The organism is Kribbella sp. NPDC050459, from assembly GCF_040655315.1.
Taxonomy (GTDB): Bacteria; Actinomycetota; Actinomycetes; order Propionibacteriales; family Kribbellaceae; genus Kribbella.
The window spans coordinates 12,880-38,912 of record NZ_JBFAJQ010000011.1 but is presented as its reverse complement, the minus strand read 5'-3'; the positions used below and the strand labels follow the sequence as shown (position 1 = coordinate 38,912).

General features: G+C 69.3%; 23 protein-coding genes and 1 tRNA gene. 14 read left to right on the top strand and 10 right to left on the bottom strand.

Going from position 1 to position 26,033, the window contains the following annotated elements:
• Positions 1-15: 15 nt before the first annotated feature.
• Both AB0I12_RS29830 and AB0I12_RS29825 read left to right on the top strand, forming a co-directional pair.
• Positions 16-615, top strand: a complete 600-nt coding sequence (locus tag AB0I12_RS29830) for a DJ-1/PfpI family protein (RefSeq protein WP_359935710.1) — start codon at positions 16-18, stop codon at positions 613-615.
• A complete protein-coding gene (locus AB0I12_RS29825) occupies positions 612-1,136 on the top strand; it encodes a MarR family transcriptional regulator (protein WP_359935708.1) in 525 nt (174 codons plus the stop codon). Before AB0I12_RS29830 ends, AB0I12_RS29825 begins: the two co-directional genes overlap by 4 nt.
• Here the strand turns inward: AB0I12_RS29825 and AB0I12_RS29820 are convergent.
• Positions 1,114-3,618: a polysaccharide lyase family 8 super-sandwich domain-containing protein gene (locus tag AB0I12_RS29820; protein ID WP_359935706.1), complete on the bottom strand. Its 2,505-nt coding sequence runs from the start codon at positions 3,616-3,618 to the stop codon at positions 1,114-1,116. The two genes, AB0I12_RS29825 and AB0I12_RS29820, sit on opposite strands and share 23 nt — an antisense overlap.
• 119 nt (positions 3,619-3,737) lie before the next feature.
• Between AB0I12_RS29820 and AB0I12_RS29815 the strand changes: the two genes are divergently transcribed.
• On the top strand, positions 3,738-4,211 hold the full coding sequence (locus AB0I12_RS29815; RefSeq protein WP_359935704.1) for a hypothetical protein: 474 nt from the start codon (positions 3,738-3,740) through the stop codon (positions 4,209-4,211).
• On the opposite strand, the gene AB0I12_RS29810 is transcribed toward AB0I12_RS29815, so the two are convergent.
• Positions 4,184-7,261 (bottom strand): hypothetical protein, encoded by a 3,078-nt coding sequence (locus AB0I12_RS29810; RefSeq protein ID WP_359935702.1) that lies wholly within the window; start codon positions 7,259-7,261, stop codon positions 4,184-4,186. The genes AB0I12_RS29815 and AB0I12_RS29810 overlap by 28 nt on opposite strands.
• Positions 7,262-7,432: 171 nt before the next feature.
• On the opposite strand from AB0I12_RS29810, the gene AB0I12_RS29805 reads away from it, so the two are divergent.
• Positions 7,433-8,143: a helix-turn-helix domain-containing protein gene (locus AB0I12_RS29805; RefSeq protein WP_359935700.1), complete on the top strand. Its 711-nt coding sequence runs from the start codon at positions 7,433-7,435 to the stop codon at positions 8,141-8,143.
• Positions 8,052-8,813, top strand: a complete 762-nt coding sequence (locus AB0I12_RS29800; RefSeq protein WP_359935698.1) for a type II CAAX endopeptidase family protein — start codon at positions 8,052-8,054, stop codon at positions 8,811-8,813. Before AB0I12_RS29805 ends, AB0I12_RS29800 begins: the two co-directional genes overlap by 92 nt.
• Here AB0I12_RS29800 and AB0I12_RS29795 read toward each other — a convergent pair.
• Complete coding sequence (locus AB0I12_RS29795) at positions 8,748-9,542, bottom strand: SDR family oxidoreductase (RefSeq protein WP_359935696.1); 795 nt, start codon at positions 9,540-9,542, stop codon at positions 8,748-8,750. The genes AB0I12_RS29800 and AB0I12_RS29795 overlap by 66 nt on opposite strands.
• A 100-nt stretch (positions 9,543-9,642) precedes the next feature.
• Here AB0I12_RS29795 and AB0I12_RS29790 point away from each other — a divergent pair, with 100 nt between their 5' ends.
• The 4 genes from AB0I12_RS29790 to AB0I12_RS29775 all read left to right on the top strand — a co-directional run bounded on the left by AB0I12_RS29790 (position 9,643) and on the right by AB0I12_RS29775 (position 13,290).
• On the top strand, positions 9,643-10,416 hold the full coding sequence (locus AB0I12_RS29790; RefSeq protein WP_359935694.1) for a hypothetical protein: 774 nt from the start codon (positions 9,643-9,645) through the stop codon (positions 10,414-10,416).
• Complete coding sequence (locus AB0I12_RS29785; protein WP_359935692.1) at positions 10,413-11,249, top strand: DUF4097 family beta strand repeat-containing protein; 837 nt, start codon at positions 10,413-10,415, stop codon at positions 11,247-11,249. The genes AB0I12_RS29790 and AB0I12_RS29785 overlap by 4 nt, the downstream gene beginning before the upstream one ends.
• A 105-nt stretch (positions 11,250-11,354) precedes the next feature.
• A complete protein-coding gene (locus AB0I12_RS29780; RefSeq protein WP_359935690.1) occupies positions 11,355-11,600 on the top strand; it encodes a hypothetical protein in 246 nt (81 codons plus the stop codon).
• A 211-nt stretch (positions 11,601-11,811) separates the two neighbouring features.
• Positions 11,812-13,290 carry a hypothetical protein gene (locus AB0I12_RS29775; protein ID WP_359935688.1) on the top strand — a complete coding sequence of 493 codons (1,479 nt, stop codon included), beginning with the start codon at positions 11,812-11,814 and terminating at the stop codon, positions 13,288-13,290.
• A 50-nt stretch (positions 13,291-13,340) separates the two neighbouring features.
• Here the strand turns inward: AB0I12_RS29775 and dcd are convergent, their stop codons facing one another.
• Together dcd and AB0I12_RS29765 are read right to left on the bottom strand one after the other, a co-directional pair.
• Positions 13,341-13,916, bottom strand: coding sequence for a dCTP deaminase (gene dcd / locus AB0I12_RS29770; RefSeq protein WP_359935686.1), 576 nt, complete (start codon positions 13,914-13,916; stop codon positions 13,341-13,343).
• A 147-nt stretch (positions 13,917-14,063) separates the two neighbouring features.
• Positions 14,064-14,504 carry a MarR family transcriptional regulator gene (locus AB0I12_RS29765; RefSeq protein ID WP_359935684.1) on the bottom strand — a complete coding sequence of 147 codons (441 nt, stop codon included), beginning with the start codon at positions 14,502-14,504 and terminating at the stop codon, positions 14,064-14,066.
• A gap of 393 nt (positions 14,505-14,897) precedes the next feature.
• Between AB0I12_RS29765 and AB0I12_RS29760 the strand changes: the two genes are divergently transcribed.
• The 3 genes from AB0I12_RS29760 (at position 14,898) to AB0I12_RS29750 (ending at position 16,554) form a co-directional block, all read left to right on the top strand.
• A tRNA-Gly gene (locus AB0I12_RS29760) sits at positions 14,898-14,971 on the top strand.
• 231 nt (positions 14,972-15,202) lie between these two features.
• On the top strand, positions 15,203-16,027 hold the full coding sequence (locus AB0I12_RS29755) for an SAM-dependent methyltransferase (RefSeq protein ID WP_359935683.1): 825 nt from the start codon (positions 15,203-15,205) through the stop codon (positions 16,025-16,027).
• Positions 15,985-16,554 (top strand): hypothetical protein, encoded by a 570-nt coding sequence (locus tag AB0I12_RS29750; protein WP_359935681.1) that lies wholly within the window; start codon positions 15,985-15,987, stop codon positions 16,552-16,554. Before AB0I12_RS29755 ends, AB0I12_RS29750 begins: the two co-directional genes overlap by 43 nt.
• A gap of 46 nt (positions 16,555-16,600) precedes the next feature.
• On the opposite strand, the gene AB0I12_RS29745 is transcribed toward AB0I12_RS29750, so the two are convergent.
• The 4 genes from AB0I12_RS29745 to AB0I12_RS29730 form a co-directional block, all read right to left on the bottom strand.
• The gene (locus tag AB0I12_RS29745) at positions 16,601-17,452 is read right to left on the bottom strand and encodes a hypothetical protein (protein ID WP_359935679.1); all 852 of its coding nucleotides are present in this window, start codon (positions 17,450-17,452) and stop codon (positions 16,601-16,603) included.
• Positions 17,449-19,020, bottom strand: coding sequence for an alkaline phosphatase D family protein (locus tag AB0I12_RS29740; protein WP_359935677.1), 1,572 nt, complete (start codon positions 19,018-19,020; stop codon positions 17,449-17,451). Before AB0I12_RS29740 ends, AB0I12_RS29745 begins: the two co-directional genes overlap by 4 nt.
• Positions 19,021-19,119: 99 nt before the next feature.
• Complete coding sequence (locus AB0I12_RS29735; protein ID WP_359935675.1) at positions 19,120-19,923, bottom strand: hypothetical protein; 804 nt, start codon at positions 19,921-19,923, stop codon at positions 19,120-19,122.
• 86 nt (positions 19,924-20,009) lie between these two features.
• On the bottom strand, positions 20,010-22,163 hold the full coding sequence (locus AB0I12_RS29730) for a (Fe-S)-binding protein (protein ID WP_359935673.1): 2,154 nt from the start codon (positions 22,161-22,163) through the stop codon (positions 20,010-20,012).
• Between the two features lie 189 nt (positions 22,164-22,352).
• On the opposite strand from AB0I12_RS29730, the gene AB0I12_RS29725 reads away from it, so the two are divergent.
• Positions 22,353-22,868: a hypothetical protein gene (locus AB0I12_RS29725; protein WP_359935671.1), complete on the top strand. Its 516-nt coding sequence runs from the start codon at positions 22,353-22,355 to the stop codon at positions 22,866-22,868.
• 106 nt (positions 22,869-22,974) lie between these two features.
• On the opposite strand, the gene AB0I12_RS29720 is transcribed toward AB0I12_RS29725, so the two are convergent.
• Positions 22,975-24,426, bottom strand: coding sequence for a GAF domain-containing protein (locus AB0I12_RS29720; protein WP_359935669.1), 1,452 nt, complete (start codon positions 24,424-24,426; stop codon positions 22,975-22,977).
• 82 nt (positions 24,427-24,508) lie between these two features.
• Between AB0I12_RS29720 and adh the strand changes: the two genes are divergently transcribed.
• Positions 24,509-26,032 carry an aldehyde dehydrogenase gene (gene adh / locus AB0I12_RS29715; protein WP_359935667.1) on the top strand — a complete coding sequence of 508 codons (1,524 nt, stop codon included), beginning with the start codon at positions 24,509-24,511 and terminating at the stop codon, positions 26,030-26,032.
• The last annotated feature ends 1 nt before the right edge of the window (position 26,033 follow it).

The window sequence follows — 26,033 nt, the reverse complement described above, 5'->3', positions numbered from 1 at the left end:
GACAGTATGTTGTCTATGAAGACGGCGTATGTAGCGGTGTACGAGACGTTGGCGGACTGGGAGATCGGGCACCTGGTCGTGGAGTTGCGGACCGGGCGGTTCACCGGGGTGCCTTGGACGGTGGTGACGGTGGGAGAGTCGCTCGAGCCGGTGGTGACGATGGGTGGGCTGCGGGTCGTGCCGGATGTGACGATCGCGGACGTGGTGCCGGACGCGGGCGATCTGCTGGTGCTCGCGGGGTCGGGGCAGTGGGATGTCGGTGGTGGCGAGGCGTTCACGAAGCTTGCGGGGCAGTTCCTCGACGCCGGCGTACCGGTTGCGGCGATCTGCGGCGCGACCGCCGGGCTCGCCCGGGCGGGGCTGCTCGACGAGCGGAAGCACACGAGCGCGGCCAAGGAGTACCTGCAGGCGACCGGCTACCAGGGCACCGAGCGGTACGTCGACGCGCGGGCGGTCGCCGACGGCAACGTGATCACGGCGGGGCCGGACTCGCCGGTGCAGTTCGCGCGGGCCGTGCTGGAGCAGCTCGGGCTCGCGGACGAGCGGAAGCGGGAGGCGTACGAAGGTGTGTTCCACCGCGCCGACCCGGCCGCGTACGCGACGCTGGTCGGATGACTGAGGACACGCGATCGACCGCGCCGGTTGGGGAGACGGATACGGCCGGCGTCCCGCCTCGGGCCGAGTGGCCCGAGGTCGGGAAGCGGTCGGAAGGTGGGGTGGTGTTGACGGATGTCGTGCTGGCCACCTTCCGGCTGAACGCGCGGCTGATGGAGGCCGCGCAGGGCCTGGCCGCGAACGGCGGGATCACCGCGGCCTGGTGGCAGGTGCTCGGCGGCGTCCTCGACCAGCCGCGGTCGGTCGCCGACGCCGGCCGGCTCATGGGTGTCAGCAGGCAGGGCGTGCAGCGGATCGCCGACCTTCTGGTCGAACGCGGCCTCGCCGAGTACCGTCCGAACCCCGCGCATCGCCGCGCAAAACTGCTGGCCTGTACCGAGGCCGGCTACTGGGCGATCCGGCAGATCTCGGTCGCCCAGGGCCCCTGGACCTCCGAGATCGCCCGAGCGGTCGACCTCGAAGACCTCCGGACGACGCTCGCGACGATGGAGGCCCTGATCACCAGGCTGGAAGAAGCCTGATCGCGAGACTCCGCCCGAAGAGGTGCCGGGTGGTGAAGGTCAGCCTCGTCCCGGTGACCGTGCGCGTCACCTGAACGCCGTCGACAGGGGCTGCGGGCTTCAGGTACTGCGCACGCAGGTTGATAGTGATCGTGTCGCGCTGCGTCGTCGGATCGGAGACGGCGACCTGCACGCTCGACGCCTGACGGCGGATGAGCAGCGAGGCCGGACCGTCGATGCTGAGCCCGGGAAGGTTGTGGATGCCGGGGCCGAAGGCGTTGGCGGCGGTGAGTTGCAGGCCCAGGTGGTGGACCGCCTGGAGCCTGGGGGTGTTGGCGAGCAGGGTCAAGCGGCCGTGCTGGTAGGACTTCATCGCGGATTCTGTTGCGTTGGGCACCAATGCGTAGGCGAGGGTGCGCTTGGAGTCCGCTGGTTGGGCGGCGGTGAGGGCGAAGACCTGCTTGGTGACTGCCGTGTCCGGGTTGGACGTCCGTACCACCCGGCGGCTCCGCGTGACTGCCTGCAGACCCACCGACAGTTCGGCCGGCTGCAGAAAGTGATAGCCCACTGAGGCCGAGCCGTTGGTGTAGCGGAGCCAGCGGGGCGTGACAGCGCCGGTGCCTGTCCACGGCGTGCCGTCGTGGCGTGCGCCGGTGATCGTCACGGGCGCGGTGGGCGCTGCGATGCGGGTGTCCAGGGTCGTGGTGACCGGGCGGGTCTCGTCGCCGACACCGGCCGCGAGGACGACGATCTCGTCGTCGAGCAGGAACCACGACTTGGTGGCCGACGCGTTCCGGTACGTGACGAAGTCGTCCGGCAGCGTCTCGCGCGACGCATACGCGAAATCGTCGGACTGCACCCATCCGGCCGCGCCGTACGCGTCGAGCGTCGCGCCGCCGGAGTACGCGTTGGTCCCGACCGGGAAGTAGACGTAGGTGTTCTGCGACTCCGACGAGGCCGTGAAGCCCGCGGCGGCGTTGTCGTAGTACGCCGTCCCGTACAACTCCGGGATCGACTTCCGCGTCTCGACCGGCGCCGTCACGCCGCCCAGCGCGTACGGCGACACGGTGGTGAAGTAGTCGATACCGAACGCCTGCGTCTGGTCCTGACCGGCGAGGTACAGGTAGTGCGCGCCGTCGCCCTGGAACCAGGGCATCAGGTTCTCGCCGCTCATGTACTCGTACTTGCTGATCCGCGACGAGTTCCGCGCCAGCGCGAACGCGTACCCCGGCCGCCGGTGCACGGTGCGGTCCATTGCGTTGAACGCCGTACTCAGCTCCGCCGGGTTGAGATCGGCCGGCACGATCGACGCGTCCCCCTTGAGGTCCGCGAACCGCGCGATGCTGACCGGCGACGCGAAGCTGTTCACGTTGATCGTCGGCCGCGCGGTGAACTTCGCGAACGCCTTCAGCCGGGCGGAATCCGCCGCGGTCGCGTAGTCCGCGAGATCGACGATCGCCTCCACGATCACCGCGACGTCGTCGTACCCGGTCCCGGTCCGGGAGACCGCGCGGCCCTTGACGATCTCCATCATCCAGCCCTCGAAGATCAGCGGCGCGAACCCGTGCTCGACCCAGCCCTGCACCACGCCGACCAGGTCGTCGCTCTGCGCGTACTCCGTGCCGGCGAGCACCTTGATGGTCTGCACCACCCTGCTGAGCAGGCCCTTTCCGTACGAGCCGGTGTAGGCGACCGAGGCGTGCTGGATGAACGAGCCGTCGGCGTAGTACCCGTCGGTGACGCCGTGCTGCAGGTTGTACGGGTCAACGGTCGCGAACACCGTGAACTGGTCCTGCAGCGCCTTCCGGATCCGCGCATCGTCGTTCAGCAGGGCGCCCTGGAGGACGCGGTTCGCGGTGATGTCGACGAGGTTGGCGCCGGTGTGGAAGCGCGAGTCGAGGTCGACGTCGCCGTCCTTCCCGTTGCGCAGGTACGCGTCCATCGAGGCGACGTACCGCGTGACCAGGTCCGCCGGGGCGTCGATCAGCGCGAGCGTCTTCGACACGTACGTCGAGATGCCGATCTCCCAGGTGAACCAGTTGCCGTAGTACCCCTTCGACTGGTCGCCGTAGTAGGTGTCGTGCAGCCAGACCAGCTTGTCGGCGATCCGCGCGCGGAGCTGCTCGTTGCCCTGCAGGTCCGACGCGGGTCCTGGGCGCCGGTACGCGAGGGCCATCTCGTACAGGTGCTGGTACGACGCGCTCAGGTTCGGATCGCTGGTGCCGAGCGGGAGGCCGGCGAACAGCTCGCCGGCGCCGGCGCGGTCCAGCGCGGACAGCCAGGTGCGGGCGGTGCCGTCCATCGCGGTCAGCTTCGCGGCGACCTCGGGACGCGCGTTCGACGCCGGCGTTCCGGCGTAGATCGCGATCGCGTTGGCCAGCAACTGGCTGGGGTCGGCGGTCATCGCACCCCTGGTGGCATGGGCGGCCGGAGCCGGGTTGACCGCGGTCAGCAGGGCGGTCGCGGGGACGAAGGACAGCAGGCGGCGGCGGGTGAGATCCACTGGTACTCCCGGACGGATGGGAAAACCTAACCACCGCAGTCAACCAGCCGGAACTATTCTTCAGCAACCGCTTACCGCTGAGTTGTCAGGAACCGGGTCCGCTGTGCGATCGTTCCCTCGTGACCCCAGACTCGCCTCCCGCCGGCCCTGACCCTGGCCCTGGCCCGACAGCTCCCGGCCCGGAAGGCCACGGCTCGTCCGGCCCGGCCCCGGCTGCCTCGGTCGCGCCCGACAGCCGGGTGGCCTCGGTCCTCCGCTTCACCACCGAGTTGATCGCCTGGGTCGGCGCGCCCTGGGCGCTCGCCCCGCACTCCGTCCCGCTGGCGATCGGCTCGGTCGTGGTGCTGATCGGCTTGCCGACGATCTTCCAGACACCTGGTGACAAGCCGCACGTCGTCGTACCGGTGCCCGGTGCCGTCACCGTTCTGCTGGTCCTGCTGCAACTGGTCGCTGCCGTGGTGGCTGCGTGGTTCGCTTGGCCGACAGGCGTCGCGATCGTCGTCAGCCTGCTCGCGGCTGCGTGTGTGGTGACGGAGCAGCCACGGTGGCGGTGGCTGCTCTCGCCTCAGGCGCCGCCGGCGCCGACCAGCTGAGGGTCGATCGACAGGACCTGTACGGCGTCGCCGCTGGACTTGGCCGGGATCACAAGCGCGACCTGGTGCAGGTAGTCCTGATGCAGGGTCTGCGTGTACTTGACCATACTGCTGAACGCGGTGGCCTCGCCGCTGGTCCAGTACGCGTTCGAACCCGGTTCTACGCGCTGCAGGTACTGCTCGGTCAGCGACAGGAACACCAGCGCGTCGCCGGACGCCGTGATGAACGTGAGGGGCTTGCCTGACGGCGCGAACGTGTCGGTGACGCTCGCGATGTACGACTCCGCGGTGTCCGCGGCCTTCGACTTCCCGCGCAGGTCGAGCATCTGGGTCAGGACTGGCGACGGCGTGAACAGCTTCGACTGCGGCGCGTTCTTGCCGCCGCTGAGGTACGCCGCGAGGTCCTTCGCCACCGTCTCGGGCTGTCGCTCCAGTTGCTCGAGGTCGGCGGCTTGTGGGGTGCGCATCCCGTCGACAGCTGGCAGCTCGACCGCCTTCGGCGGGTAGACCGAGTGCGTCAGCAGCCACGGGCTGCCGGCGCTCTGGCGCTGCCAGACGCCGAGCTGACGGTTGCCGGGCGCGTCCGAGACTCCCGAGCTGACCACGAACCGCATCGGGTACGACGTGAACTGCGGCGCGCCGATCTCCGGGGCGGTGTAGCTGAACGGCTTCGACACCTCCTTGCCCGCGGCGTCGAGCTTCCGGCCGATCAGGAAACCCGCCTGGGTCTGCGCGAGTGTCGGGTTGCCCTCGATCGTCGCGGCCAGCTTGGCGTCCCGGGTCCGGTTCGCCTGGTTGTTGAGCTGGTTGTACCGCTGGACCACGGCCTGGGCATCGGCGAGCGTGACGGCCGGGCGGGAGTCCGCCGCGGTCAGCGTGTTCTTCGGCGGGACGAGGCTGCAACTCGTCGCCGTCAGCAACAGCGCCCCGCTGGCCAGCAGCGCCGCCGTCCGCCGGACCGCCTCATCGCTCTTCACGAACTCCGGCGAGACCGCCAGCGGAACCGTCTCCGGCGCGACGTCTTCCTCCGGCTCCTCGTACGCCGGCGTTGCGGGCGCCTCGTACCGCTGCGCGGCACCGGCCCCGATCAGCACCGGCGCCTTCGCCCGCGCAACCGCCGCCGCCGACATGAACACCGGCGCCACAGGCACAGCCGGCCGAACCCGAGCCCCCCGACCAGGCACAGCCCGCCCAGCCCCACCCGCCCCCCGCCCCGGCCCCAGACCAGCAGCCGCCCCAGCCGCCGCCCCAGCCGCCGCAGCAGCAGGTCCCGCACCAGCAGCTGCCGCAGCAGCAGTCGCCGCAGGAGCCACCGCCGGCCCAGCCGTCGCCGCAGCAGGTGCCGCGCCGGTCGTTGCCGCGCCAGCTGATGCTGCGCCGACCGTTGCCGCCCCTCCCGTCGCCGCCCCAGCCGTTGCCGCGCCGATCGTTGCCGTGCCAGCCGCCGCAGCCGTCGCCGGGCTGGCCGACGCCGCCGCAGCTGATGCCGCGCCGGAAGTTGCCCCAGCAGCCGTTGCCGAGCCAGCCGTTGCCGAGCCAGCCGTTGCCGAGCCAGCCGTTGCCCAGCCAGCCGTTGCCGTGCCGACCGCCGCCGCAGCTGTCGCCGGGCTGACCGACGCCGGCTCAGCTGATGCCGCGCCAGCCGTTGCCGCTGCAGGACTTGCCGCCGCGACCGTTGCCGAGCCAGCAGTCGCCCCGACGATCGTTGCGGCGCCTGCCGTTCCCGAGGCAGCTGTTGCTGCGCCGGCCGCCCCAGCTGTCGCCGGGCTGGCCGACGCCGTCTGAGCTGATGCCGCGCCGGCAGTTGCCGCTGCAGCCCTGGCCGACGCGACTGTTGCCGAGCCAGCTGTCGCCCCGCCGATCGTTGCGGCGTCTGCCGTTCCCGAGGCAGCTGTTGCCGCGCCGGGCGTTGCCGCAGCAGCCGTTGCCGCGCCAGCTGTTGCCACGCGGGCCGCCGCCGCAGCCGTCGCCGGGCTGGCCGACGCCGGCTCAGCTGATGCCGTGCCAGCAGTTGCCGCCGCAGCCCTGGCCGCCCCGACCGTTGCCGCGCCAGCAGTCGCCTCGCCGAGCGTTGCCGCCCCAGCCGTTGCCGCGCGGGCAGTTGCTGCACAAGCAGCCGTTGCTGCCCCGACCGGTGCGGCGCCGGCGGTTGCCGCGCCGGCCGGTCCCGCCTCGGTAGCTGCGGTCACGGTCGCCGCCGCCGTCGCGGGTGCCGCCGTCCGGGCCGCCGTCGCGGCTGCTGCCGTCTGGGAGGCTGACTTGATGGCTGCCTTGACGGCTGCCGGCTCGGCCGGGGTTGGGGTTGGCGCGAACGGGCTGACGCGGTCGGGTGCGAACGGCGAGACGCGGTACGCGGGTGTGTTCTCCCGCGCGACCCGAGCCGTCGACACCAGCACCGAGATCCGGTCGTTCTTGATCACCGGGATCTCGGTCGTGTCCGCGACCACCACCCGTCGGCGGCGCAGCATCAGCGTCAACCCGATCGCCAGCACCAGAACACCCGCCCCGAGCACCAGCAGGCAGATGCCGAACAGTCGATGCACCTCGATCCCGAACGTGACCTGCCCGCCGACCGCCGGCGTACCGTCCGCGTTCATCACGACGACGTCGTACAGCCCGTCCTGCATCGGCCAGCTGACCGACTGTGACCCGGCCGCGGACTGCGCGACCCACCAGTCGAGCTCGCCCGGCGGCGTCAGCTTCGCGGACGCACCGCGCAGCTCCTGCGTGCCGAACGTGCCCGGCGGGTCGAAGCGGACCAGCTGGGTGTGCGCGGCTCCCGAGAGGTAGTCGCGGACATCCAGGTCGCGTCCGACGCCGACGAACAACGGCTTGTCGCCCGACGCGCTCACGTGCAGCGTCGGACCGTGCCGGTCGAGGAGGGCCGGGGCGGTGACGACCGCGAGGCCCCGGCTGGTGAGCTCACGGCCGGGCGTCGAGATCGTGTTGTCCGGGCCGACCAGCCAGAACGCCGCGATTGCTCCGGCGACGGCGGCCACCAGGCCGGACAGTGACAGCAGTAGACCCAGGGTGATGCGGGCGATGCGCATGAATGAGGCTCCCGTTGGTACGACGAGCCCGGCCACGGACGGATGGGCCGGACGGCGGGATCGCGGGTCCGGACCCCTCGTCCTGCGCCGAAAAGCGGTATCCGGAAGCTCACCCGTTGTCACTGACTAACTGATCCAACAAGGATCTGTTACGATTTCGTGTATTAGCGAATGACGGTTCACAAACTCGGAGGCGGTGACATGGCCCGGCCGCGGCTGGTGAGCGACGACGCGATCCTGGACGCCACCCGCCAGGTCCTGGCCGAGCTCGGGCCGGTGAAACTGACGCTCGCGGCCGTCGGTGCGCGCGTCGGTCTGGCGCCGCCGACGCTGATGCAGCGCTTCGGGTCCAAGCGGGGTCTGCTGCTCGCGTCCGCCGCCCGGTCGCCGCTGATGGTCAAGCTCGCGGCCGACGAGGCCGCCGCCCGGAACACCTCGCCACTCGCCACGCTGCGGGACTTCGCGCTGTCGGCCGTCGCGCACATCAAGCACCGCGAGGAGCTCGGCAACGGTCTCGGCTTCGTCCAGCTCGACGTCGCGGACCCGGAGTTCCGGCAGCACGCGCTGGCGCACTCCGCCGCGATCGTCGACAGCTGCGACACGTTCTACCGGGCCGCGGTGGAGGCCGGTGAGCTCCGAGCGGACACCGACGTCCCGGCGCTGGCCCGGCACACGCTTGTCTGTTTCAACGGCGCGCTCCAGGTCTGGGCGGTGAACGGCTGGGGATCGCTGACCGAGTTCCTGACCGAGCAGCTCGACCTGATGATCGGCCCTTATCTCAGGAGTGACGGTGTTTCTGCGCGTTCTGGTCTTCTACCTGGTCACGATGGTCTTCAGCGGGATCCTGAACGCGCTGCAGACAGCGACCGGGCCGAGTCCTGAGCTGATCCAGCTGGTCCAGTTCGCGCCGGCTCTCGGCGTCGGGGTGATGTTGCTGCTGTTCCGCCGTACCACCCGGGTCGACGCGCGCTTCACGCCGGCGGCCGTCGCGGCGGGGCGGAGCGCGCTCGTGGTCGGCATCGTGATCGCGGCGATGCTCGTGTCCGTGCTGGTGCACGTGGTCGCCGGGCGTGGGTGGCGGGCGGAGAGCCTGCCGTTCCCGTTCGGGGTGCTGGTGCTGACGATGATCGTCGGCGCGGCCGGTGAGGAGCTGGGGTGGCGGGCGTACCTGCAGCCCTACCTGCAGACCCGGTTCTCGGTCCTGCGTTCCTCGCTCGTCGTCGGCGTGCTGTGGGGCTTGTGGCACATCGGCGGATTCGCGCACGGGCTCGTGTACATGGGGCTGTTCGTCGTGATGGCGACCGCGCTGTCGGTGGTGCTCGGCGCGGTCCTGCGGGAGGCGCGCCGGACCAATCTCGTCGTCGCCACCGCGGCGCACGCCGCCGTCAACCTCTCGCTGATCCTGCTGTTCGGCGAGGAGGACGGCGACGTGTTCCCGATGGCGGTGCTGGCCGCCGTGTGGACGGTCGCCGCGGTGGTGGTCAGCTCAGTGCAGGTACGACGCGCCGTTGAAGTCGAGGACCGCGCCGCTGGCCCAGTTCGCGTCGGCTGAGGCGAGCCAGTAGATCGCGTTCCCGACCTCCTCGGCGGTCGCGACCCGGTTGAACGGGCTCTGCGCCCGGATCGCGTCCCCGCCGGGACCCGCGAGGAAGCTTTCGGTCATGTCGGTCGCGATGAACCCGGGCGCGATTGACGTCACGGTGATGTCATGTGGCGCCAGCGATGCCGCCAACGACTGCCCGAGCGAGTGCAGCCCGGCCTTCGAGGCGCCGTACGCCGGCACGTCGGGCTCGCCGCGGAACGCGCCCCGGGAGCCGACGTTGACGATCGCGCCCCGCCGTACGCCGTCCGCGGGATCCTGGTCGAGCATCTGCCGCGCCACGCACCAGGTCACGTGTGCCGCGCCCTCGAGGTTGACCGCGAGGGTACGGCGCCAGGTCGCGACCCACTCGTCGTACGACGTGTCCGCCAGCGGGTGACCGACCCGCCGGGAGCCCGCGACCGGCTCGTCGACGAACATCGCGGCGTTGTTCACCAGCACGTCGATGCGACCGAGCGCGGCGGCCGATTCCGCAACCAGTGAAGGGATTGCGGACGCGTCGCCGAGGTCCGCGGCGATCACCGCGTGCCCCTCGCCGGGCAGTCCGGCGCGAAGCTCCTCGGCGCGGTCGACCGCGCCCCGGCAGTGCAGCACGACCCGGTCGCCGGCCGCCGCGAACGCCCGGGCGGCGGCCGCGCCGACACCCCTGGACGCACCGGTGATCAGTACTCCTCTGGACACATTTCCTCCTGTCGATGACTGCACCACATTGTGCCCTTGCCGCCACCATGACATCAGCAGGGGTTGACAGTGACGTCACCATGACGTCATGCTTGCTGTCATGGAACTTGACCACTACCTCGAGTCGGTCCGGCGGAGCGTCGAGAACGCCACCGCCCTGGCCGACGAGCAAACCCGCTCCGTGGCCCAACGCCTCGGGGCCACGCTGGATGACGCCGGCCGCCTGGCTCTCATCTCAGCCCTGTCCGACGCCGCCGGGGAGATCAGCCGTGAGCTGTCCCCGGGCTCGGTCGAGCTCCGGATGGCCGGCGGCCGCCCGGAGTTCGTGGTCACGCCGGCGCCCAGCCAGCTGACCGGTCCGGACGAGACCGACGAAGACATCGACGACGAGCCCGAGGTCGCGGACGACGAGCAGTTCGTCCCCGACGCCGACGAGCCGACCGCGCGGATCACGCTGCGGCTGCCGATGTCGATCAAGAACAAGGTGGACGAGGCCGCGGCCGCCGAGGGCATCTCCTCGAACGCGTGGCTGATGCGCACCGTGATGACCGAGCTGAGCGAGCGCCGCCGCGGTCCGCGCCCGCCCCGGCCGCCGCGCCCGCCGCGCGGACCGGTGTTCGGCCCGGAGGGCCCGCTGGGTCCGAACGGACCGCTCGGCCCCGACGGCGTCTTCGGCCCGAACGGCGTGTTCGGTCCGAACGGCCCGTTCGGCGAGGAAGGCGTCTTCGGCCCGGACCGGGGCCGCTGGGAGCGCGACCGGCGCCGTGACGATCGGGACCGCCGCCGCGAGGACAAGGACCGGCGGCGCGAGGACAAGGAACGCCGCCGTGGCGGACACGGGCCGGGCCAGCGACTGACGGGATGGGCGGAATGAACGGCTTCAGCCAGCAACTCACCGACGACGAGAACGACCGGATCGAGCGGATCCGGATCGAGATCGGCTCCGGCCTGGTGGAGATCTCCGGCAACGGCGACGTCAAGGGCACCGCGGTGACGGTGGACGTCGACAGCGGGCCGGAGGAGGACGTGACCGTCGAGGTCGTCGACGGCGAACTGATCGTCGAAGGCCCGCGCAACGTCCGCCGGGGCCCCGAGATCCAGGTCCGGATCGCCACCTCGGAGGTGCTCGACGCCCGGGTCAGGACCGGCTCCGGCGACATCACCGCCGACGTGCCGCTCGGCTCGGCGCGGCTCGCGACCGGCTCCGGCGACGTCCGCCTGACCCGGGTCGAGAAGGAGCTCGGCGTCAACACCGGCAGCGGTGACGTCAAGGTCGGGAGCGCCGTCGGCGCGGTCCGCGCCGGCACCGGCTCCGGCTCGATCGACATCGAGGAGGCCGGCGACGCGCTCGGCCTGAGCACCGGCTCCGGTGACGTCACGATCGGCGACGCCGCCGGTCCCACCTCCGTCAAGGTCGGCTCGGGGGACATCACCATCGAGCGGATCCGCGACCACTCGGTCGCCACCTCCGGTTCCGGTGACGTCAAGGTCGAGATCGCCGACGGACCGAGCGTCCAGGCCGAGACGGCCCGCGGCGACGTACAGATCGGGGTCCCGGACGGACTGCCGACGTACCTGGACCTCAAGACCGTCACCGGGCGGATCCGGTGCGACCTCGAGCCCGGCCAGAAGCCGGCCGAGGGGGAGCGCGCCCTGATGCTGCGCGCCCGCACGGTCTCCGGCGACATCACCGTCGTCAAGGTCTGACCCACCACCACACCGCACGAGGTCCCGCCACTGGGGGCGGGACCTGGGCGAAGCATTGCCGAAAACCACCACACAGCACGGGGACAACGCGAGGGGAGCACCATCATGATCAGCGAACACCAGGAAGTCGCCCGCTACCGCGTCGCCGAGCAGTTGCGGGTCGCCGAGGCCCGGGCACGGCTGCAGGAGGACAGGACCCGGACCAGCCCGCGGGAAGGTCTGGCGGGGGCGCTGCGCAAGCTGGCCGACCGGCTGGAGCCGGCCTCCCGCCGTCTGACCGAGCCGGCCACCCGGCCGCTGACCGAGTCACAGCCCCGCCACCGCGGGACCGGGCTCTCGATCGTCCGATGAACGGCGTGCCGCTGAGCGGCGCGGCCGCCGCAATCTGCGCCGTCCTCGAGCGCCTCGGCCTCGTCGGCGCCGGATCGCCGGTCCGCCGCTAGCCCTTGCAGGTTGGTGCAACGCCTGTGGATAACTCCCCGGGCGGACCCGTGAACACTGCTAGCGTTCAGTCGATCATTCTGGGTCGACATGGGGAGAGATACCAACGATGTTGCGTCCGATGGTGGCAACCACAGCTGTCACCGCCGCTCTGATCCTGCTCGCCGGCTGCGGCGGCGACGACAAGAAGTCCGCCTCGGGCTCGGAGAACAACGGCGGTACGACCAGCAGTTCACCGACACCATCCGCCCCGGCCTTCCCGACGTTCGACCCGCCGAAGGCGTTCACGGCATCCGCGGCATACCCGGTGCCCGACTACGACGGACGGGCCATGTTCGACGACCCGCTTGTCGGCATGGTCGGCCAGGTGGCCCTGGTCGCCAACTACCGGGGTATCACCGGCCGCGACGTCGTCGACCCGAGCACAGCCTGGGAGGTCAAGTCGACCGCTGCCGACACCACCACGGTCAGCGATGCGACCAAGCCGATGGCGGTCAAGGTCGACGGCAAGGATGTCGCGGTGATGGCCTACGCGGAGGTCGACAAGGGCAACGGCACCCAGAAGCCTCAGGGCCTGGTGCTCGTCCAGTGGATCGACGTGGCGTCCGGGCAGAAGCTCGCCGAGGTATCGACGCCGGTAAGTACGGTGGATGGGACCTTTGGTAGTCCGGAGCTCAAGAGCGCGCAGTACGATCCGGAGACCGGCCAAGTCGCGATCGGTTTCAGCGCCGGCGACAGACTGATCGTGAAGACGCGGTTCGCGACGGTCTACGCGGACCCCATGACAAAGAAGTCCACTGTCGTGCCGGGCGTCCTGCCGGGCGCCGTCCACAACGGCGTGTTCGCGGGCGCGAAGGCCGAGACCAAGGAGAACGCCAATGACGCCGGGGCCGTGCTGGTCGACGGTGCAAGCGGCAAGGTCACGAAGCAGATCCCGCTGAAGCAGGGCTCGGTGGAGCCGCTCACCGGTGGTGCCAAGCACGCGTTCTTCTACGGCACGCTGTACTCGAGCAACACCATGAAGGACGTCGGCTCGCTCTACTCGGTGGATCTGTCGACCGGCGCTGTGGTGAAGTCGGCGCCAGGGCTGCCGGACGGCGGTGGTTACGACTGCACTTCGGACCAGGCGGGCTCGATCGTCTGTTGGGACAGTGTGCCCACCGGCCACCACGAGATCTTCGGGTTCGACGACAGCACCGGCAAGAAGACCTGGGGCTGGACCACCGAGTCGGGACAGCGTGTCGTACCCCGCGTGACCGCGGCGTCCCACGGAGTCGTGTATGTGCAGACCGAGAAGCAGGCGGTACTGATGGACGCCAAGACCGGTGAGGACCTTCCGGGCGCGTCCCCGTCGGGCACCCCGAGCGGCAGTCCCTCGGCCGGCGAGACCCCCTCGGACAGCGACTCCCCGACGGCGGGTGCCACGCCGTCTGACCAGAAGTCCGCCGGCGGGAGTGACATGAGCCTCTACGACGGCAAGCTGGGATCGCCGGGCGCGGTGTCGCCGTACGGCGGAGTCTATACACAGCTGCCGCAGGGCGGCGGCTTCGGCTCCAGCGACATTCGAGCCGTCCTCGTCTACCTGAAGCCGACCGCCTGACGTACTTGAAACGAGAGGGCCCCGGGGAACCCCGGGGCCCGTTTCGTTGGTCAGACGTCGGTGCGGTGGAAGTTCTTGAAGGAGCGGGACGGGGTCGGGCCGCGCTGGCCCTGGTAGCGGGAGCCGTACTTGGCGGAGCCGTACGGGTGCTCGGCGGGGGAGGACAGCCGGAAGAAACAGAGCTGGCCGATCTTCATCCCGGGCCAGAGCTTGATCGGCAGCGTGGCGACGTTCGAGAGCTCGAGCGTGACGTGGCCGGAGAAGCCGGGGTCGATGAAGCCGGCCGTCGAGTGGGTCAACAGACCGAGCCGGCCGAGCGACGACTTGCCCTCGAGGCGGGCGGCGACGTCGTCGGGGAGCGTGACGAGCTCGTACGTCGATCCCAGGACGAACTCACCGGGATGCAGGATGAACGGCTCGTCCCCTTCGGGCTCGACGAGCCGGGTCAGGTCGGGCTGTTCCTCGGACGGGTCGATATGCGGGTACCTGTGGTTCTCGAAGACCCGGAAGAACCGGTCCAGCCGTACGTCGACACTCGACGGCTGCACCATCGCAGCTTCGAACGGGTCCAGCTGGACCCGCTTCGCGTCGAGCTCGGCCAAGATGTCACGGTCGGAGAGCAGCACGGTCGCACGTTAGCAGCGTGCCGCTCGTCCGCGCAGCACCGGAGGCCGCGGCCGCAGTGCTTCCCCGTGCCTGGTGGTGAGTCGTCCGGAGCCCTCAGCTCCCCGGCGGGAGCACACCACCAGACCGTGGGCCTGAGGCAACTATCGTCAGTTGGCCAGCTTGTTGAACTTCGACACCTGGGTGGCGAAGGTCTTGACCTGCGCCGGGGACCAGTCCTTGAGCAGGTCCTCGATCACCTTGTGCCGCTTCTTCCGGGCCGCCGTCAGCTTGCGCTTGCCGGCCGCGGTCAGGGTCAGCAGGGTCGCACGCGCGTCCGACTTGTCGGCGGCCCGCTTCAGCAGGCCCTCCTCCTCGAGTCGCGCGCAGGCCCGGCTGACCGGTCCCTTGTCCACCTCGAGCGCTGCCACCAGGTCGGCCATCCGCACCGGCGCCAGCTCCTCCACGTGGTTCAGCAACGCGTACTGCGCCGGCTCCAGGTCCGGATGCGCCTCGACGGACAGCGTCCGCTGCAGACCGCGCAGCCGCCGTGCCAACGTGACGAGTTCCTTCTCCAGGTTGTCCACCGCGTCAGTAGTGTCTGTTGCCACCGTTCACCCCTTCATTCCAGTTGCCCCGCAACCATGTCGCCCGGTCCAGGACCGCATCCTCACGTTGCGTTGAATGTTGCCCCCGGCAACGCGTTCTAATCTGCCAGAAGATGACGACCCTGCCCAGTCCTGAACGTGCCCTTTGTGAAAAACTGCCCAAGAACCTCCGGTGCAAACCGTCCGTAACCCCCTTTTCGATGCATTCGGCACCAAGTTCGGCCCCGGGCCGCTGACACCGCAGCAACCGGGCCCGCCGGCACTGGCAACGGGGTGGCCGGCGGGCGGCCCCCGGGATGCCGACCGGGCCCGATCTACGACCCGGCGCGCGGACCCCACGTGGTTGCCGGCCCGCGGATCGGCTATGCTCGTCTCCGCTACCGGGAGACCGGCCGCGCGGGTGTAGTTCAATGGCAGAACATCAGCTTCCCAAGCTGACAGTGCGGGTTCGATTCCCGTCACCCGCTCCATTTGTCGGAACATGTCAGCCCCGGTCCTGTCGGTCCGGGGCTTCCTCATCTGCCCGTCGGTGGTGTGGATCAAACGGTTGACCCAGCCGCGAGAACCGTTGCCCAGGTCAACCGTCTGGGTTCGGCGGATCCAGCGCGGCACAGCAGTTGCGTTCCTGACGGTGCGGACGGAGCCTGGCTCGACATAGAGTGACGGTAGTAGTACGCCAAGGGACTGGAGGGACCGCCGTAATGGCCGACGAAGTAACCCAGGACAGCGAAGAACCCGCGATTCCGGGGATCGACCTGAGCACGCCAAGCATCGCCCGCGCCTATGACTACATGCTCGGTGGTAAGGACAACTTCGCCGTCGACCGTGCGCTCGTCGACCAGATCATGACGCAGATGCCGGGTTCCGACTCGCTCGCGAAGGACAACCGCGCCGTCCTCGTCCGGGCGATCCGCGAGATCGTGCAGACCACACCGGTCCGGCAGTTCCTCGACCTGGGCAGCGGCCTGCCGAGCGCGGAGAACGTCCACCAGATCGCCCAACGCCGTGCGCCCGAGTCCAAGGTGGTCTACGTCGACAACGACCCGATCGTCCTGGCCCACGGCCGCGCTCTGCTGGCCGAGAACGCGAACACGGTTGTCTTCCAGGCCGACCTCCGCGACCCCAAGGCGATCTACGACAGCCCGGACACCCGCGTGCTGATCGACTTCGAGCAACCGGTCGCTGTCATCTTGAGCGCGATCCTGCACCACCTCAACGATGACGAGGACCCGGCCGGTCTGGTCCGCTTCTGGTACGACCGCGTCCCCTCCGGCAGTTATTTCTTCGTCAGCCACTTCCGCAGCGCGGACGACCCTCGCAGCGCCGAGTTGCAGGAGTTCGTCCAGGCGTCGATCGGTCGGGGTCGCTGGCGCTCCGACGAAGAGATCCTGGGGCTCCTCCCGGATGGCGTAACGGTCCTGCCGCCTGGACTGGTCCCTGCCGCCCAGTGGCGGACCGACGTGGAGTCCGAAGACGTGACCCCTTGGGGACGACTGATCGGCGCAGTCCTGGCCGTGAAGCCCTGAGCCCGGCCACCGATTACGCGATCTTTCTGAACGGTGGGTACGGCGTCGGCAAGTCGTCGACGCTCGAGCATGCCGGCGACCTGCTCGCGAACGCGGGCAGGCCGTTCAGCCTGATGGACGTCGACTGGTTCCATCGCTCGTGGCCGCCTGCTGATCAGGACAATGCTTTGATCGAGGCACACAACATCGCCGCGGTCTGGAAGTCCTACCGGTCGGCAGGCCCGCGTCAATTGGTCATGTGTGGGGTGATCAGTGATGCGGATGCTCGGGAGCGTTATGCGGCCGCGCTCGAGCAGCCTGTTCGGATGGTTCGTCTTATCGCCGATGCTGAAATCACCAGGGAACGCTTGCGGGGTCGGTACAGCGCGAGTCAGAAATCGGCTTTGGAATGGCATCTGGAGCGCTGCGACGAGATCGCGGCGCGTCTTGAGGCTGCGGATCTGGACGAATTGGTCATCGACACCAGCTGGCTTGGGCCGCAGGAAGTGGCTGAGCGCACTCTGCGCCACTTCGGTCTCTCAGGCTGAAGCTGCTCGGTGCAGATGTCTTCTGGAGTCGGCATGAGGCAGTCGGTCAGGTTCCGTAGACCTCGAGTTCGACGATGCGGGAGTAGGTGTGGTCATTGCCGTCGAGGCACAGGATGCGGACGGCGTCGGCTTCCACGGGGGTGAACGTCGACGTGACGTGGCCGGCCGTGTTGCCTCGGACCTGGGCCACGGTCTGCCAGGCGCCGGCAACGCGGGCCTGCACGTCCCAGTCGCGCAGGCCGTTCAAACGGGCCGGGTACTTCGCCGAGTCGAGCGTGTACAGCTCCACCCGGTTGACGGTCGCGGACGCGGACAGCGCCACGTCGTACGTGTCGGGGAAGGCGGCGCGGGTGCCGTCGTTCCAACCGGTCAGCGTGTCCCAGTGTTCGGAGTCCTTGTCGCCGTCGACGGCGCCGCAGAGGGTGAAGTTGCCGTGCGTGGAGGACGCGGTCGCCTGTTCGCCGAGCGAGAGGTTGTCGCCCGGACCCTTCGGCGGCAGCGGGTCGACCGTCACCGGAACGCTCACGCGCGACCGGTCGACCTCCACGTCGATCGTGTAGTTGCCGGGCGCGGTGTCCCTTGGGACCCGGACTTCGACCGGCGCGGAGACCGGCTGGTCGGGGTCGACCGCGGGCAGCCAGGACGAGAACAGCGTGCGGGACAGCCGCAGCGGACCGGTCGGCTCGAGCGTCAGGTCGGCGTACCGGTCCTGGGTCCCGGTGTTGGTCATCGTCAGGTTCAGCAGACCCGGGAAGCAGGGCAGGCCGACCACGTTCAGCGTCTCCGGCGCGACGCCGATCGCCACGTCGGAAGTTGCCGAAGGCATCGAGCTGGAGCCGAGCAGGGCGGCGGCGACCAGCGTGCCGGCCGCGACGACGGTCTGTCGGGGGATCCTCATTGCTGTACCTCCGCGATGCCGGGGCGGCCGTCCTCGACGAGGAGTTTGGCGCGCGTGCTCACGGTGCCGCCCTGGACGGACACCTTGTCGACGACGCGGTAGTCGGAGATCCACCGCTGCGGTGTGACGCTGCAGCTCACGTAGCCGCGCTGGAAGTTGCCGAACTTCAGGTGCGGGTTCTCGCGGAGCAAGGTCGCGCCGCCGGCGTCGAGGTCCTCACCGTCCATGCCGGACGTGATCGATGTGCCGACGAACTCGGCGCCGACCGTCGCCGACGCCGGATCGTCGAAGTCGAGCTTCAGGTCCGAGGCCACGCTGCGGTGCAGGTCGCCGGCGATCGAGACCAGGTTGCGGACCTTCCGCTGGACCGCGCCGCCGAGGATCCGGTTCCGGGAGGCCTCGTACCCGTCCCAGGTGTCCATCGGGACCAGGACGCCGGGCCCGTCCTTCGTGTCCAGCCGGGCGATCGCGGTCTGGTGCGCCAACACGTTCCACCGGGTCTGCGACGCGGCCCAGCCGTCGAGCAGCCACTTCTCCTGCGCGTCGCCGGTGATCGTGCGCGCCGGGTCCTTCGTCTCCGGACCGGGTGCCTTCGTGCCGTCGCCGTACGCCTGGTCGGACCGGTACTGGCGGGTGTCGAGCACGCTGAACTCGGCGAGCCGCCCGTACCTGATCCGCCGGTACAGCTGCATGTCCGGCCCCTTGGGCAGTTGCGCGAGCCGCAGCGGCATGTGTTCCCAGTACGCGCGGAACGCGTTGGCGCGGCGGACCCGGAACTGCGCCGGCGGCGCGCTCGGGTGCGCCTCGTCGGCCCAGTTGTCGACCACCTCGTGGTCGTCGAGCGTCACGATCCACGGCGCGTTCGCGTGTGCGCTCTGCAGATCGGGATCCAGCTTGTACGCCGCGTACCGCTGCCGGTACTCGTCCAGCGTCACGGTCTGCTGGGTGATGTACGGCTCGTTCGAGTGCGGCCGGATGCCGCGGTCGATGCCGAACTCGTAGATGTAGTCGCCGAGGAAGAACACCACGTCGTGGTCGCGCCGGGCCATGTCGGCGTACGCCGTGTACCAGCCCTCCCACCAAGCCTGGCAGGACGCAAAGGCCAGCGACAGTTCAGGAACGACGGCGTCGTACGCCGGTGCCGTCTTGGTCCGGCCGACCGGGCTGAGCTGCCCGTTCACGCGGAAGCGGTACCAGTAGTGGCGCCACGGCTGCAGGCCACGGACGTCGACGTGCACCGAATGGCTCGACTCGGGCCCGGTGCGGGCCGTGCCCGAGCGGACGATCCGGTGGAACTGCTCGTCCGCCGCGACCTGCCATTGCACCTCGACCGGCCGCCGATCCATCCCGCCGAACGGCGCGAGCGGATCGGGGGCCAGCCGGGTCCAGATCACCACCGCGTCCGGCAACGGATCGCCGGACGCGACACCGAGCGTGAACGGATCCCGCCGGTCCGGCCGGCCCGTCCACCCTGCGACAGCCGTCCTGATCTCCGGAAGACTGCCGCCCAGCGCGAGCGCCGCCGCGGCTCCGCTGGCGGTGAGGAAGTTGCGTCGTGTAGTCGGCATCGGCACCCACCCACCCGATCATCCTGAGGTGATCACATCCGTAACGGGAGATTACGAGAAGTTCACACAACAGGGTGGGAAAATGACCGATTCCGGCCGTTACTGCGAAACGATCTTGCTCGCCGGCGGTGCGCTGATGTCCACCGGCTTGTTGTAGCTGGTCATGTCCATCACCATCGCCACCGGGCCCATCTCGAAGGTCATGCGGCGGATCAGGTGCGCCTTGTCCATGAACATCGAGTAGGTCAGCGTCGACGGGACGCCGTCGGGCACCTTCTTGCCCTGCGCGGCGAGCGCCTTCGCGGTGTTGACGGTCACGTCGTACCGGTCGAGCTTCTGTCCCTGCACCGTCTGGACGCCGACGTACTTGACGTTGACCATGCTGGAGCCGAAGGACTTGTAGATCTTGGTCGGGTCGCCGCCTTCGACCAGTTCGGAGAGCTGGCTGTCCAGGCCGGACTTGACCTTCACGAACTTCCCGGCCGGCGTCAGCCCGGGCATCGACACGTACGCGGTGCCCTTGACCACGATGACCTGGCCGGTCTTGCCCTGGAGGGCCGCGCCGCTCATCTCCATGGACATCGCGACCGGATCCGTCGTCTGGTAGCCGTCCATCTTCATCGCAGGCGTGCCGTTGACGGTCATCGTGCCGGTGGTGTGCCACGACTTCTGCTTGGCGATCGCCGTCGTCATCGCCGGGACGAACGTCACGCGGTTGAGGCGGGTGACCGGTGCGGGCTTGGCCGGTGCGGTGTTGGTGGCGACCGCCGTCGGTGTGGCCGGCGTCTCGGACGTGCTTGACGGCTTGTCGCCGTTGGCTTCGGGCTTATCGTTGCCGCAGGCGGCGAGGCCGAGGGCCAGCGGCACAGCGGCCGCGGTGGCGATGGCGGCACGGAGCTTCATGATGCGTTTTCCTCCCAGGGGATGCAAACGGTGGATCATATGGTCTGGACCACCTGGGAAGGAAGTGATTTGCAGCTAGTTGCAGGTCAGCTTTCCGAACGCTTTACAGAGGCGAGCAGCAGCTGCGCGACATCCTGGACCTCGACCGCCTCGCGGGCCGAGCCGTCGGCCTGCTTCGCGGTGAGGCCGTCGGACAGCATCACCCGGCAGAACGGGCAGCCGGTGGCGATCTTGTCGGCGCCGGTCTCGACCGCCTCGGTCGTGCGGTTCAGGTTGATGCGGGTGCCGAGCTTCTCCTCCATCCACATCCGCGCGCCGCCCGCGCCGCAGCAGAACGACTTCGTCCGGTTCCGCGGCATCTCGGCGTACTCCGCACCCGGGATGATGTCGAGCAGCTCGCGCGGGGCGTCGTACACCTGGTTGTGGCGGCCGAGGTAGCACGGGTCGTGGTACGTGATCTTCTGGCCGTTGAGTGAGCTGTCGGCCGGCGCGACCGGCGTCAGCTTGCCGTCGCGGACCAGCCGGTTCAGCAGCTGCGTGTGGTGGATGACGTCGAGCTCGACACCGAGCTGCGAGTACTCGTTCTTCAGGGTGTTGAAGCAGTGCGCACAGGTGGAGACGACCTTGCGGACCTTGGTCTCCTTGAAGACCTCGGCGTTCTGCATCGCCAGCTGCTGGAAGACGAACTCGTTGCCGGACCGCCGCGCCGGGTCACCGGTGCAGGTCTCGCCGTCGCCCAGCACGGCGAACGAGACGCCGGCGATGTTCAGCAGCTCGGCGACCGCCTGCGTGGTCTTCTTCGCGCGGTCCTCGAACGCGCCCGCGCAACCGACCCAGAACAGGTAGTCGACCTCGTCCAGCGACTCGACGTCGGCACCGACCTGCTTGACCTCGAACGGCAGGTCCTTGGCCCAGTCCATCCGGCCGGACGGGTTCATGTTCCACGGGTTGCCCTTGTTCTCCAGGCCCTTGAACAGCCCGTTGAGTTCGGACGGGAACGACGACTCGATCAGCACCTGGTACCGGCGCATGTCCATGATCGCGTCGACGTGCTCGATGTCGACCGGGCACTGCTGGACGCACGCACCGCACGAGGTGCAGGCCCACAGCGCCTCCTCGTCGATGACCGCGACGTCCGCGGGCCCGACCAGCGGCTTGTCCTGCTCGGCGAGCACCAGCTCCGGCAGCGACTTCCGCTCCTCGTCCGAGGACGCCAGCAGGTACGGCGCCTTGGCGTACGCGTGCTCGCGCAGGTTCATCATGACGAGCTTCGGCGACAGCGGCTTGTCGGTGTTCCAGGCCGGGCACTGCGACTGGCACCGGCCGCACTCGGTGCAGGTGGTGAAGTCGAGCAGGCCCTTCCAGGTGAAGTCCTCGACCTTGCCGACGCCGAGCGCCGCGTCCTCGTCGAGCTCGTCGATGTTCTCGAAGTCGATCGGGGCGCCGTTGACCATGATCGGCTGCAGCGCGCCCAGCGCCGTACCGCCGTCGGGCTTGCGCTTGAACCAGATGTTCGGCCAGGCGGTGAACCGGTGCCAGGCGACGCCCATCGTGGCGTTCAGCGAGATCGTGATCATCCACGCGAACGAGATCAGGATCTTGATCATCGCGACCAGGTAGATCGCGTTCTCCAGGCCCTGCTCGCTCAGTCCGCCGAAGAGGCCGCTGCCGATGAAGTACGTCATCGGGAAGTGGAACTTCGAGGCGCCGCTCAGCTCGTACTCCAGGCCGCGGAGCAGCAGGATGCAGACCAGCACGCCGAGGATCGTGTACTCGACGTAGTACGCCTGCCACGACGTCGAACCGTAGAACCGGGAGTAGCGACCCTCCGCGCCCTTCGGCAGATGCCGCAGGCGGATCAGGATCAGCCCGACGATCGACACCAGACCCGTCCAGGTGAGCGCCTCGCTGACCCACTCGAACACGAACCAGTGCCCGATGATCGGCAGTGCCCAGTGCGGGGCGAAGAGCTGGCCGAACGCTGTTACCAGGGTGAGGAACAGCCCGATGAACCCGAACGCGACGAACCAGTGCATCACCCCGATGTGGCTCCACTGCAGCATCCGGGTGTGGCCGAGGGTTTCCTTGGCCAGGGTGACGGTCCGCTTGCCCGGCTCGTCGGTCCGGCCGGCGGGCTGACCGAGCTTGATGACGGACACCATGTGCCCGATCGTCTTGCCGAACAGCGCGACGGCGACCAGGGTCACCGCGAGCGAGACGACGATGGCGAGGATCTGCATACCAGCGATGTTATTGGTTGGTTACTCGTCAGTCATGTCTGTGTAGGGCTCGTCACGCCACCAATTGGGCTGTCACCAAACCGACACACAGCGTTACAGAAGACTACTTGCCCTCATCATAGGCCAATTCGTAAGTTTCCAACCACTGCAACCGCAGTACCTGTCAATCGCTTTCGGTGGGAGAGAACGATGCGTCTTCGTCGGGGAATCGCTGCTGGAGTGCTGGTCGCGACCGGTCTGGTGGTGCCTGCCGGTACGGCGGCCGCGGCCAAATGCGACACCAACACCGTCAACTGGTACACCCGCGGCGGTCACGAGGTCTACGTCGGGACGAACCTGTACAGCGACTGGATGGAGGGGCCGGGCCGGATCACCTACCAGAAGACCGCGACGTCGGAGTCGAACTCGTCCTGGTCCGGGGATCTCGGGGTGAGCATCCCGCTGGTGATCGCGGAGATCCAGAACAAGTACTCCAAGACCGTGGGCAAGTCCCATTCGGTGACCGACAGCTGGTCGTACACGGCGGAGGTGCCGGCCGGGAAGGTCCGCCGGCTGCACCAGCTCAAACAGTCCTGGCGGGTGCAGGTCGTGCGCTGGAAGTACACGACCAGCGACTGCAAGAAGACGAAGGAGATCAGCAACCGGACCGCCACGTTCCCGACCAAGAACCGCGACTACATGTGGATCCTCGTCGGCCGCGAGTGAGGGCGGACCTCAGTCACTCACCAACCGGTGGCGTCCGGGCGGGCTCACGCTCACCCGGACACCACCGAGGGCTGTCGGCGGAGGTTGGTGAGTGGTGGGTGTCCGCTCAATCGACGAGCCGCGCCAGTCGGGCCGTGACCGCCGGGCGGCGTGGGTCGTCCGCGGGCAGCGCGCTGTCGAGGGTCTCGAACACCTCGAGATCCTCGGCGCCGGTCGGAGTCTGCGCGAAACGCCACAGGAGTTCGGGGTCGCCGGTGTCGAGGACGGCGCGGCGGAGCGTGGCGTCGAGTTCGTCGCGCTCGGAGCGCAGCGCCGGAGCTTCGGACCGGGCGAGCAGCGGGCCGGCGTACGACGCGAGGGCCTTGTGGAGGTCGCCGTTGCGGAGCGCGGTGTGCACCTCGGTGACGTCGCCGCTGACATCCGCGGCGATGCGGTACGGCTTGGTGTCCAGGACGCCGCCGCCGAGGAGGTTCCGCAGCCGGTGCATCTCGGCGCGGACCGTGGTCGGGTTGCCCTCGTCGCCGTAGAGCTGGAGCATCAGCTGCTCGGCGGTCAGCCCGGTCGGCTGCAGTAACAACAGTGCGAGGACTTCGGCGCGCCGCAACGTGAGCGCGATCTCGCGGCCGCCCACGACCGCGATCGGCTGGCCCGAGCCGAGCAGCTTCAATCGCAAGGACGGCCGCGTACGGCGAACCGGCGTACCGGGCATGCGCAACAGGTAGCCCTCGTCGAGCCGCTCGACCAGGCCCTCGCGCCCGTCGCCGAGATCGATCCGGTCGGCGCCTTCCGGTACGACGAGGCGATCGGGCAACCATTCGAGCGGCTGGACGGCGAGGACGCGGCCGGTCGGGGTCAGCAATGCGCCGGGCGCGTCGCCGAGCGCCATCAGGTGCCGCATGTTGCGCGCCCGCAGCATCTCGTCGGCGGCGGCCATCCGGACCTTCAACTGGCCCTCGGCGAGCTGGGCAGCCGCGGTCACCAGCGCGACCATCGCGGGGTGCACCGTCCGCAGCGGACCGGAGACGTCGACCGCGCCGAGCAGTCTGCCGGTGTCGGGGTCGTGAACCGGCGCGGCCGCACACGTCCATTCGTGAATCCGGCGGACCAGGTGCTCGGCCGAGTGGATCTGGACCGGCTCGCCGACCGCGAGCGCCGTCCCCATCCCGTTGGTGCCGATCTGGTCCTCCGACCACACCGCGCCCTCCGACAGTGCGATCCGGTCGGCCGTCCGCTTGACCTCGGAGGCGCCCTCGCGCCACAGGATCATCCCGTGGGCGTCGGTGACGATCATGATGTGCGACGCCTCGTCGGCGATCGTCGTCAGCGTCTGCCGCAGCACCGGCAGCACGGCGCGCAGCGGATGGTCGGCGCGCAGTTCGGCGACGGTGCCCTCGTCGAGGACCATCGGCGGCGCGTCGAGCTCGGGGTCGACGGCCGCGGCCAGTGAGCGTTCCCAGGACGCGGCGACCAGGGGGCGCGGGTCGGCCGCGGCCCGGCCGCCGCCGAGCACCTCGTCGTACAGCCCGCTCAGCCGGCGGGCCTGCTCCGGTGCGTCCATCCAGCCTCACTCCGCGTTGCAACGTCCGTGCAACGTGCCGGTGCCTAGTGTCCCGTCCAACGTCGGTTCCGAAGGAGGACCCATGACGATCTTCGCAGCTCCTGGGCAGGATGGCAGCCCGGTCACGTACAAATCGCGCTACGAGCACTACATCGGCGGCGAATGGGTGCCGCCGGTCAAAGGCCGGTACTTCGAGAACCCGACGCCGGTCACGGGACAGAACTTCACCGAGATCGCCCGCGGTACGGCGGAGGACGTCGAGGCCGCGCTGGACGCCGCGCACGGCGCCGCGCCGGGCTGGGGCCGGACGTCGCCGGCCGAGCGGGCGAACATCCTGAACAAGATCGCCGACCGGATCGAGGCCAACCTCGAACTGCTCGCGGTCGCCGAGAGCTGGGACAACGGCAAGGCCGTCCGCGAGACGCTGGCCGCCGACCTGCCGCTGGCGATCGACCACTTCCGGTACTTCGCCGGCGCGCTGCGGGCCCAGGAGGGCTCGGTGTCGGTGATCGACGACGACACGATCGCCTACCACTTCCACGAGCCGCTCGGCGTCGTCGCGCAGATCATCCCGTGGAACTTCCCGATCCTGATGGCGGTCTGGAAGCTGGCGCCCGCGCTGGCGGCCGGCAACGCCGTCGTCCTGAAGCCGGCCGAGCAGACCCCGGCCTCCATCCACGTGCTGATGGAGCTGATCCACGACCTGCTGCCGCCGGGTGTGGTGAACATCGTCAACGGGTTCGGCGTCGAGGCCGGCAAACCGCTTGCCTCGAGCAACAGAGTCGCCAAGGTCGCGTTCACTGGTGAGACCACGACCGGCCGGCTGATCATGCAGTACGCGTCCGAGAACATCATCCCGGTGACGCTCGAGCTCGGCGGCAAGAGCCCGAACGTGTTCTTCGCCGACGTCGCGTCCACCCGGGACGACTTCTACGACAAGGCGCTCGAGGGCTTCACGATGTTCGCGCTCAACCAGGGCGAGGTCTGCACCTGCCCGTCGCGGGCGCTGATCCAGTCGTCGATCTACGACTCGTTCCTGACCGACGCTGTCGGGCGCACCCAGGCGATCAAGCTCGGCAACCCGCTCGACACCGACACGATGATGGGCGCGCAGGCGAGCAACGACCAGTACGAGAAGATCCTCGCCTACATCGGGATCGGCAAGGAAGAGGGCGCCCGGGTGCTCATCGGCGGCGGTCCCGCGGAGCTCGGCGGGGACCTGGCCGGCGGGTACTACATCCAGCCGACGGTCTTCGAGGGCGACAACAAGATGCGGATCTTCCAGGAGGAGATCTTCGGCCCGGTCGTCGCGGTGACCAGGTTCGACGACTACGCCGACGCGATGAAGATCGCCAACGACACGCTGTACGGCCTCGGCGCGGGGGTCTGGTCGCGCGACATCAACACGGCGTACCGGGCCGGCCGGGAGATCCAGGCCGGGCGGGTCTGGACGAACAACTACCACGCGTACCCGGCGCACGCGGCGTTCGGCGGGTACAAGAACTCCGGCATCGGCCGCGAGAACCACAAGATGATGCTCGACCACTACCAGCAGACCAAGAACCTGCTGGTCAGCTACAGCCCTTCGAAGCTCGGGTTCTTCTGAG

What these genes read in the sequence shown, in the direction of transcription:
- AB0I12_RS29830 (WP_359935710.1), top strand. Translation starts at nt 16, where the DNA reads ATGAAGACGGCGTATGTAGCGGTGTACGAGACGTTGGCGGACTGGGAG.
- AB0I12_RS29825 (WP_359935708.1), top strand. Translation starts at nt 612, where the DNA reads ATGACTGAGGACACGCGATCGACCGCGCCGGTTGGGGAGACGGATACG.
- AB0I12_RS29810 (WP_359935702.1), bottom strand. Translation starts at nt 7,261, where the DNA reads ATGCGCATCGCCCGCATCACCCTGGGTCTACTGCTGTCACTGTCCGGC.
- AB0I12_RS29805 (WP_359935700.1), top strand. Translation starts at nt 7,433, where the DNA reads ATGACGGTTCACAAACTCGGAGGCGGTGACATGGCCCGGCCGCGGCTG.
- AB0I12_RS29790 (WP_359935694.1), top strand. Translation starts at nt 9,643, where the DNA reads ATGGAACTTGACCACTACCTCGAGTCGGTCCGGCGGAGCGTCGAGAAC.
- AB0I12_RS29785 (WP_359935692.1), top strand. Translation starts at nt 10,413, where the DNA reads ATGAACGGCTTCAGCCAGCAACTCACCGACGACGAGAACGACCGGATC.
- AB0I12_RS29780 (WP_359935690.1), top strand. Translation starts at nt 11,355, where the DNA reads ATGATCAGCGAACACCAGGAAGTCGCCCGCTACCGCGTCGCCGAGCAG.
- AB0I12_RS29775 (WP_359935688.1), top strand. Translation starts at nt 11,812, where the DNA reads ATGGTGGCAACCACAGCTGTCACCGCCGCTCTGATCCTGCTCGCCGGC.
- AB0I12_RS29755 (WP_359935683.1), top strand. Translation starts at nt 15,203, where the DNA reads ATGGCCGACGAAGTAACCCAGGACAGCGAAGAACCCGCGATTCCGGGG.
- AB0I12_RS29745 (WP_359935679.1), bottom strand. Translation starts at nt 17,452, where the DNA reads ATGAGGATCCCCCGACAGACCGTCGTCGCGGCCGGCACGCTGGTCGCC.
- AB0I12_RS29740 (WP_359935677.1), bottom strand. Translation starts at nt 19,020, where the DNA reads ATGCCGACTACACGACGCAACTTCCTCACCGCCAGCGGAGCCGCGGCG.
- AB0I12_RS29735 (WP_359935675.1), bottom strand. Translation starts at nt 19,923, where the DNA reads ATGAAGCTCCGTGCCGCCATCGCCACCGCGGCCGCTGTGCCGCTGGCC.
- AB0I12_RS29730 (WP_359935673.1), bottom strand. Translation starts at nt 22,163, where the DNA reads ATGCAGATCCTCGCCATCGTCGTCTCGCTCGCGGTGACCCTGGTCGCC.
- AB0I12_RS29725 (WP_359935671.1), top strand. Translation starts at nt 22,353, where the DNA reads ATGCGTCTTCGTCGGGGAATCGCTGCTGGAGTGCTGGTCGCGACCGGT.
- AB0I12_RS29720 (WP_359935669.1), bottom strand. Translation starts at nt 24,426, where the DNA reads ATGGACGCACCGGAGCAGGCCCGCCGGCTGAGCGGGCTGTACGACGAG.
- adh (WP_359935667.1), top strand. Translation starts at nt 24,509, where the DNA reads ATGACGATCTTCGCAGCTCCTGGGCAGGATGGCAGCCCGGTCACGTAC.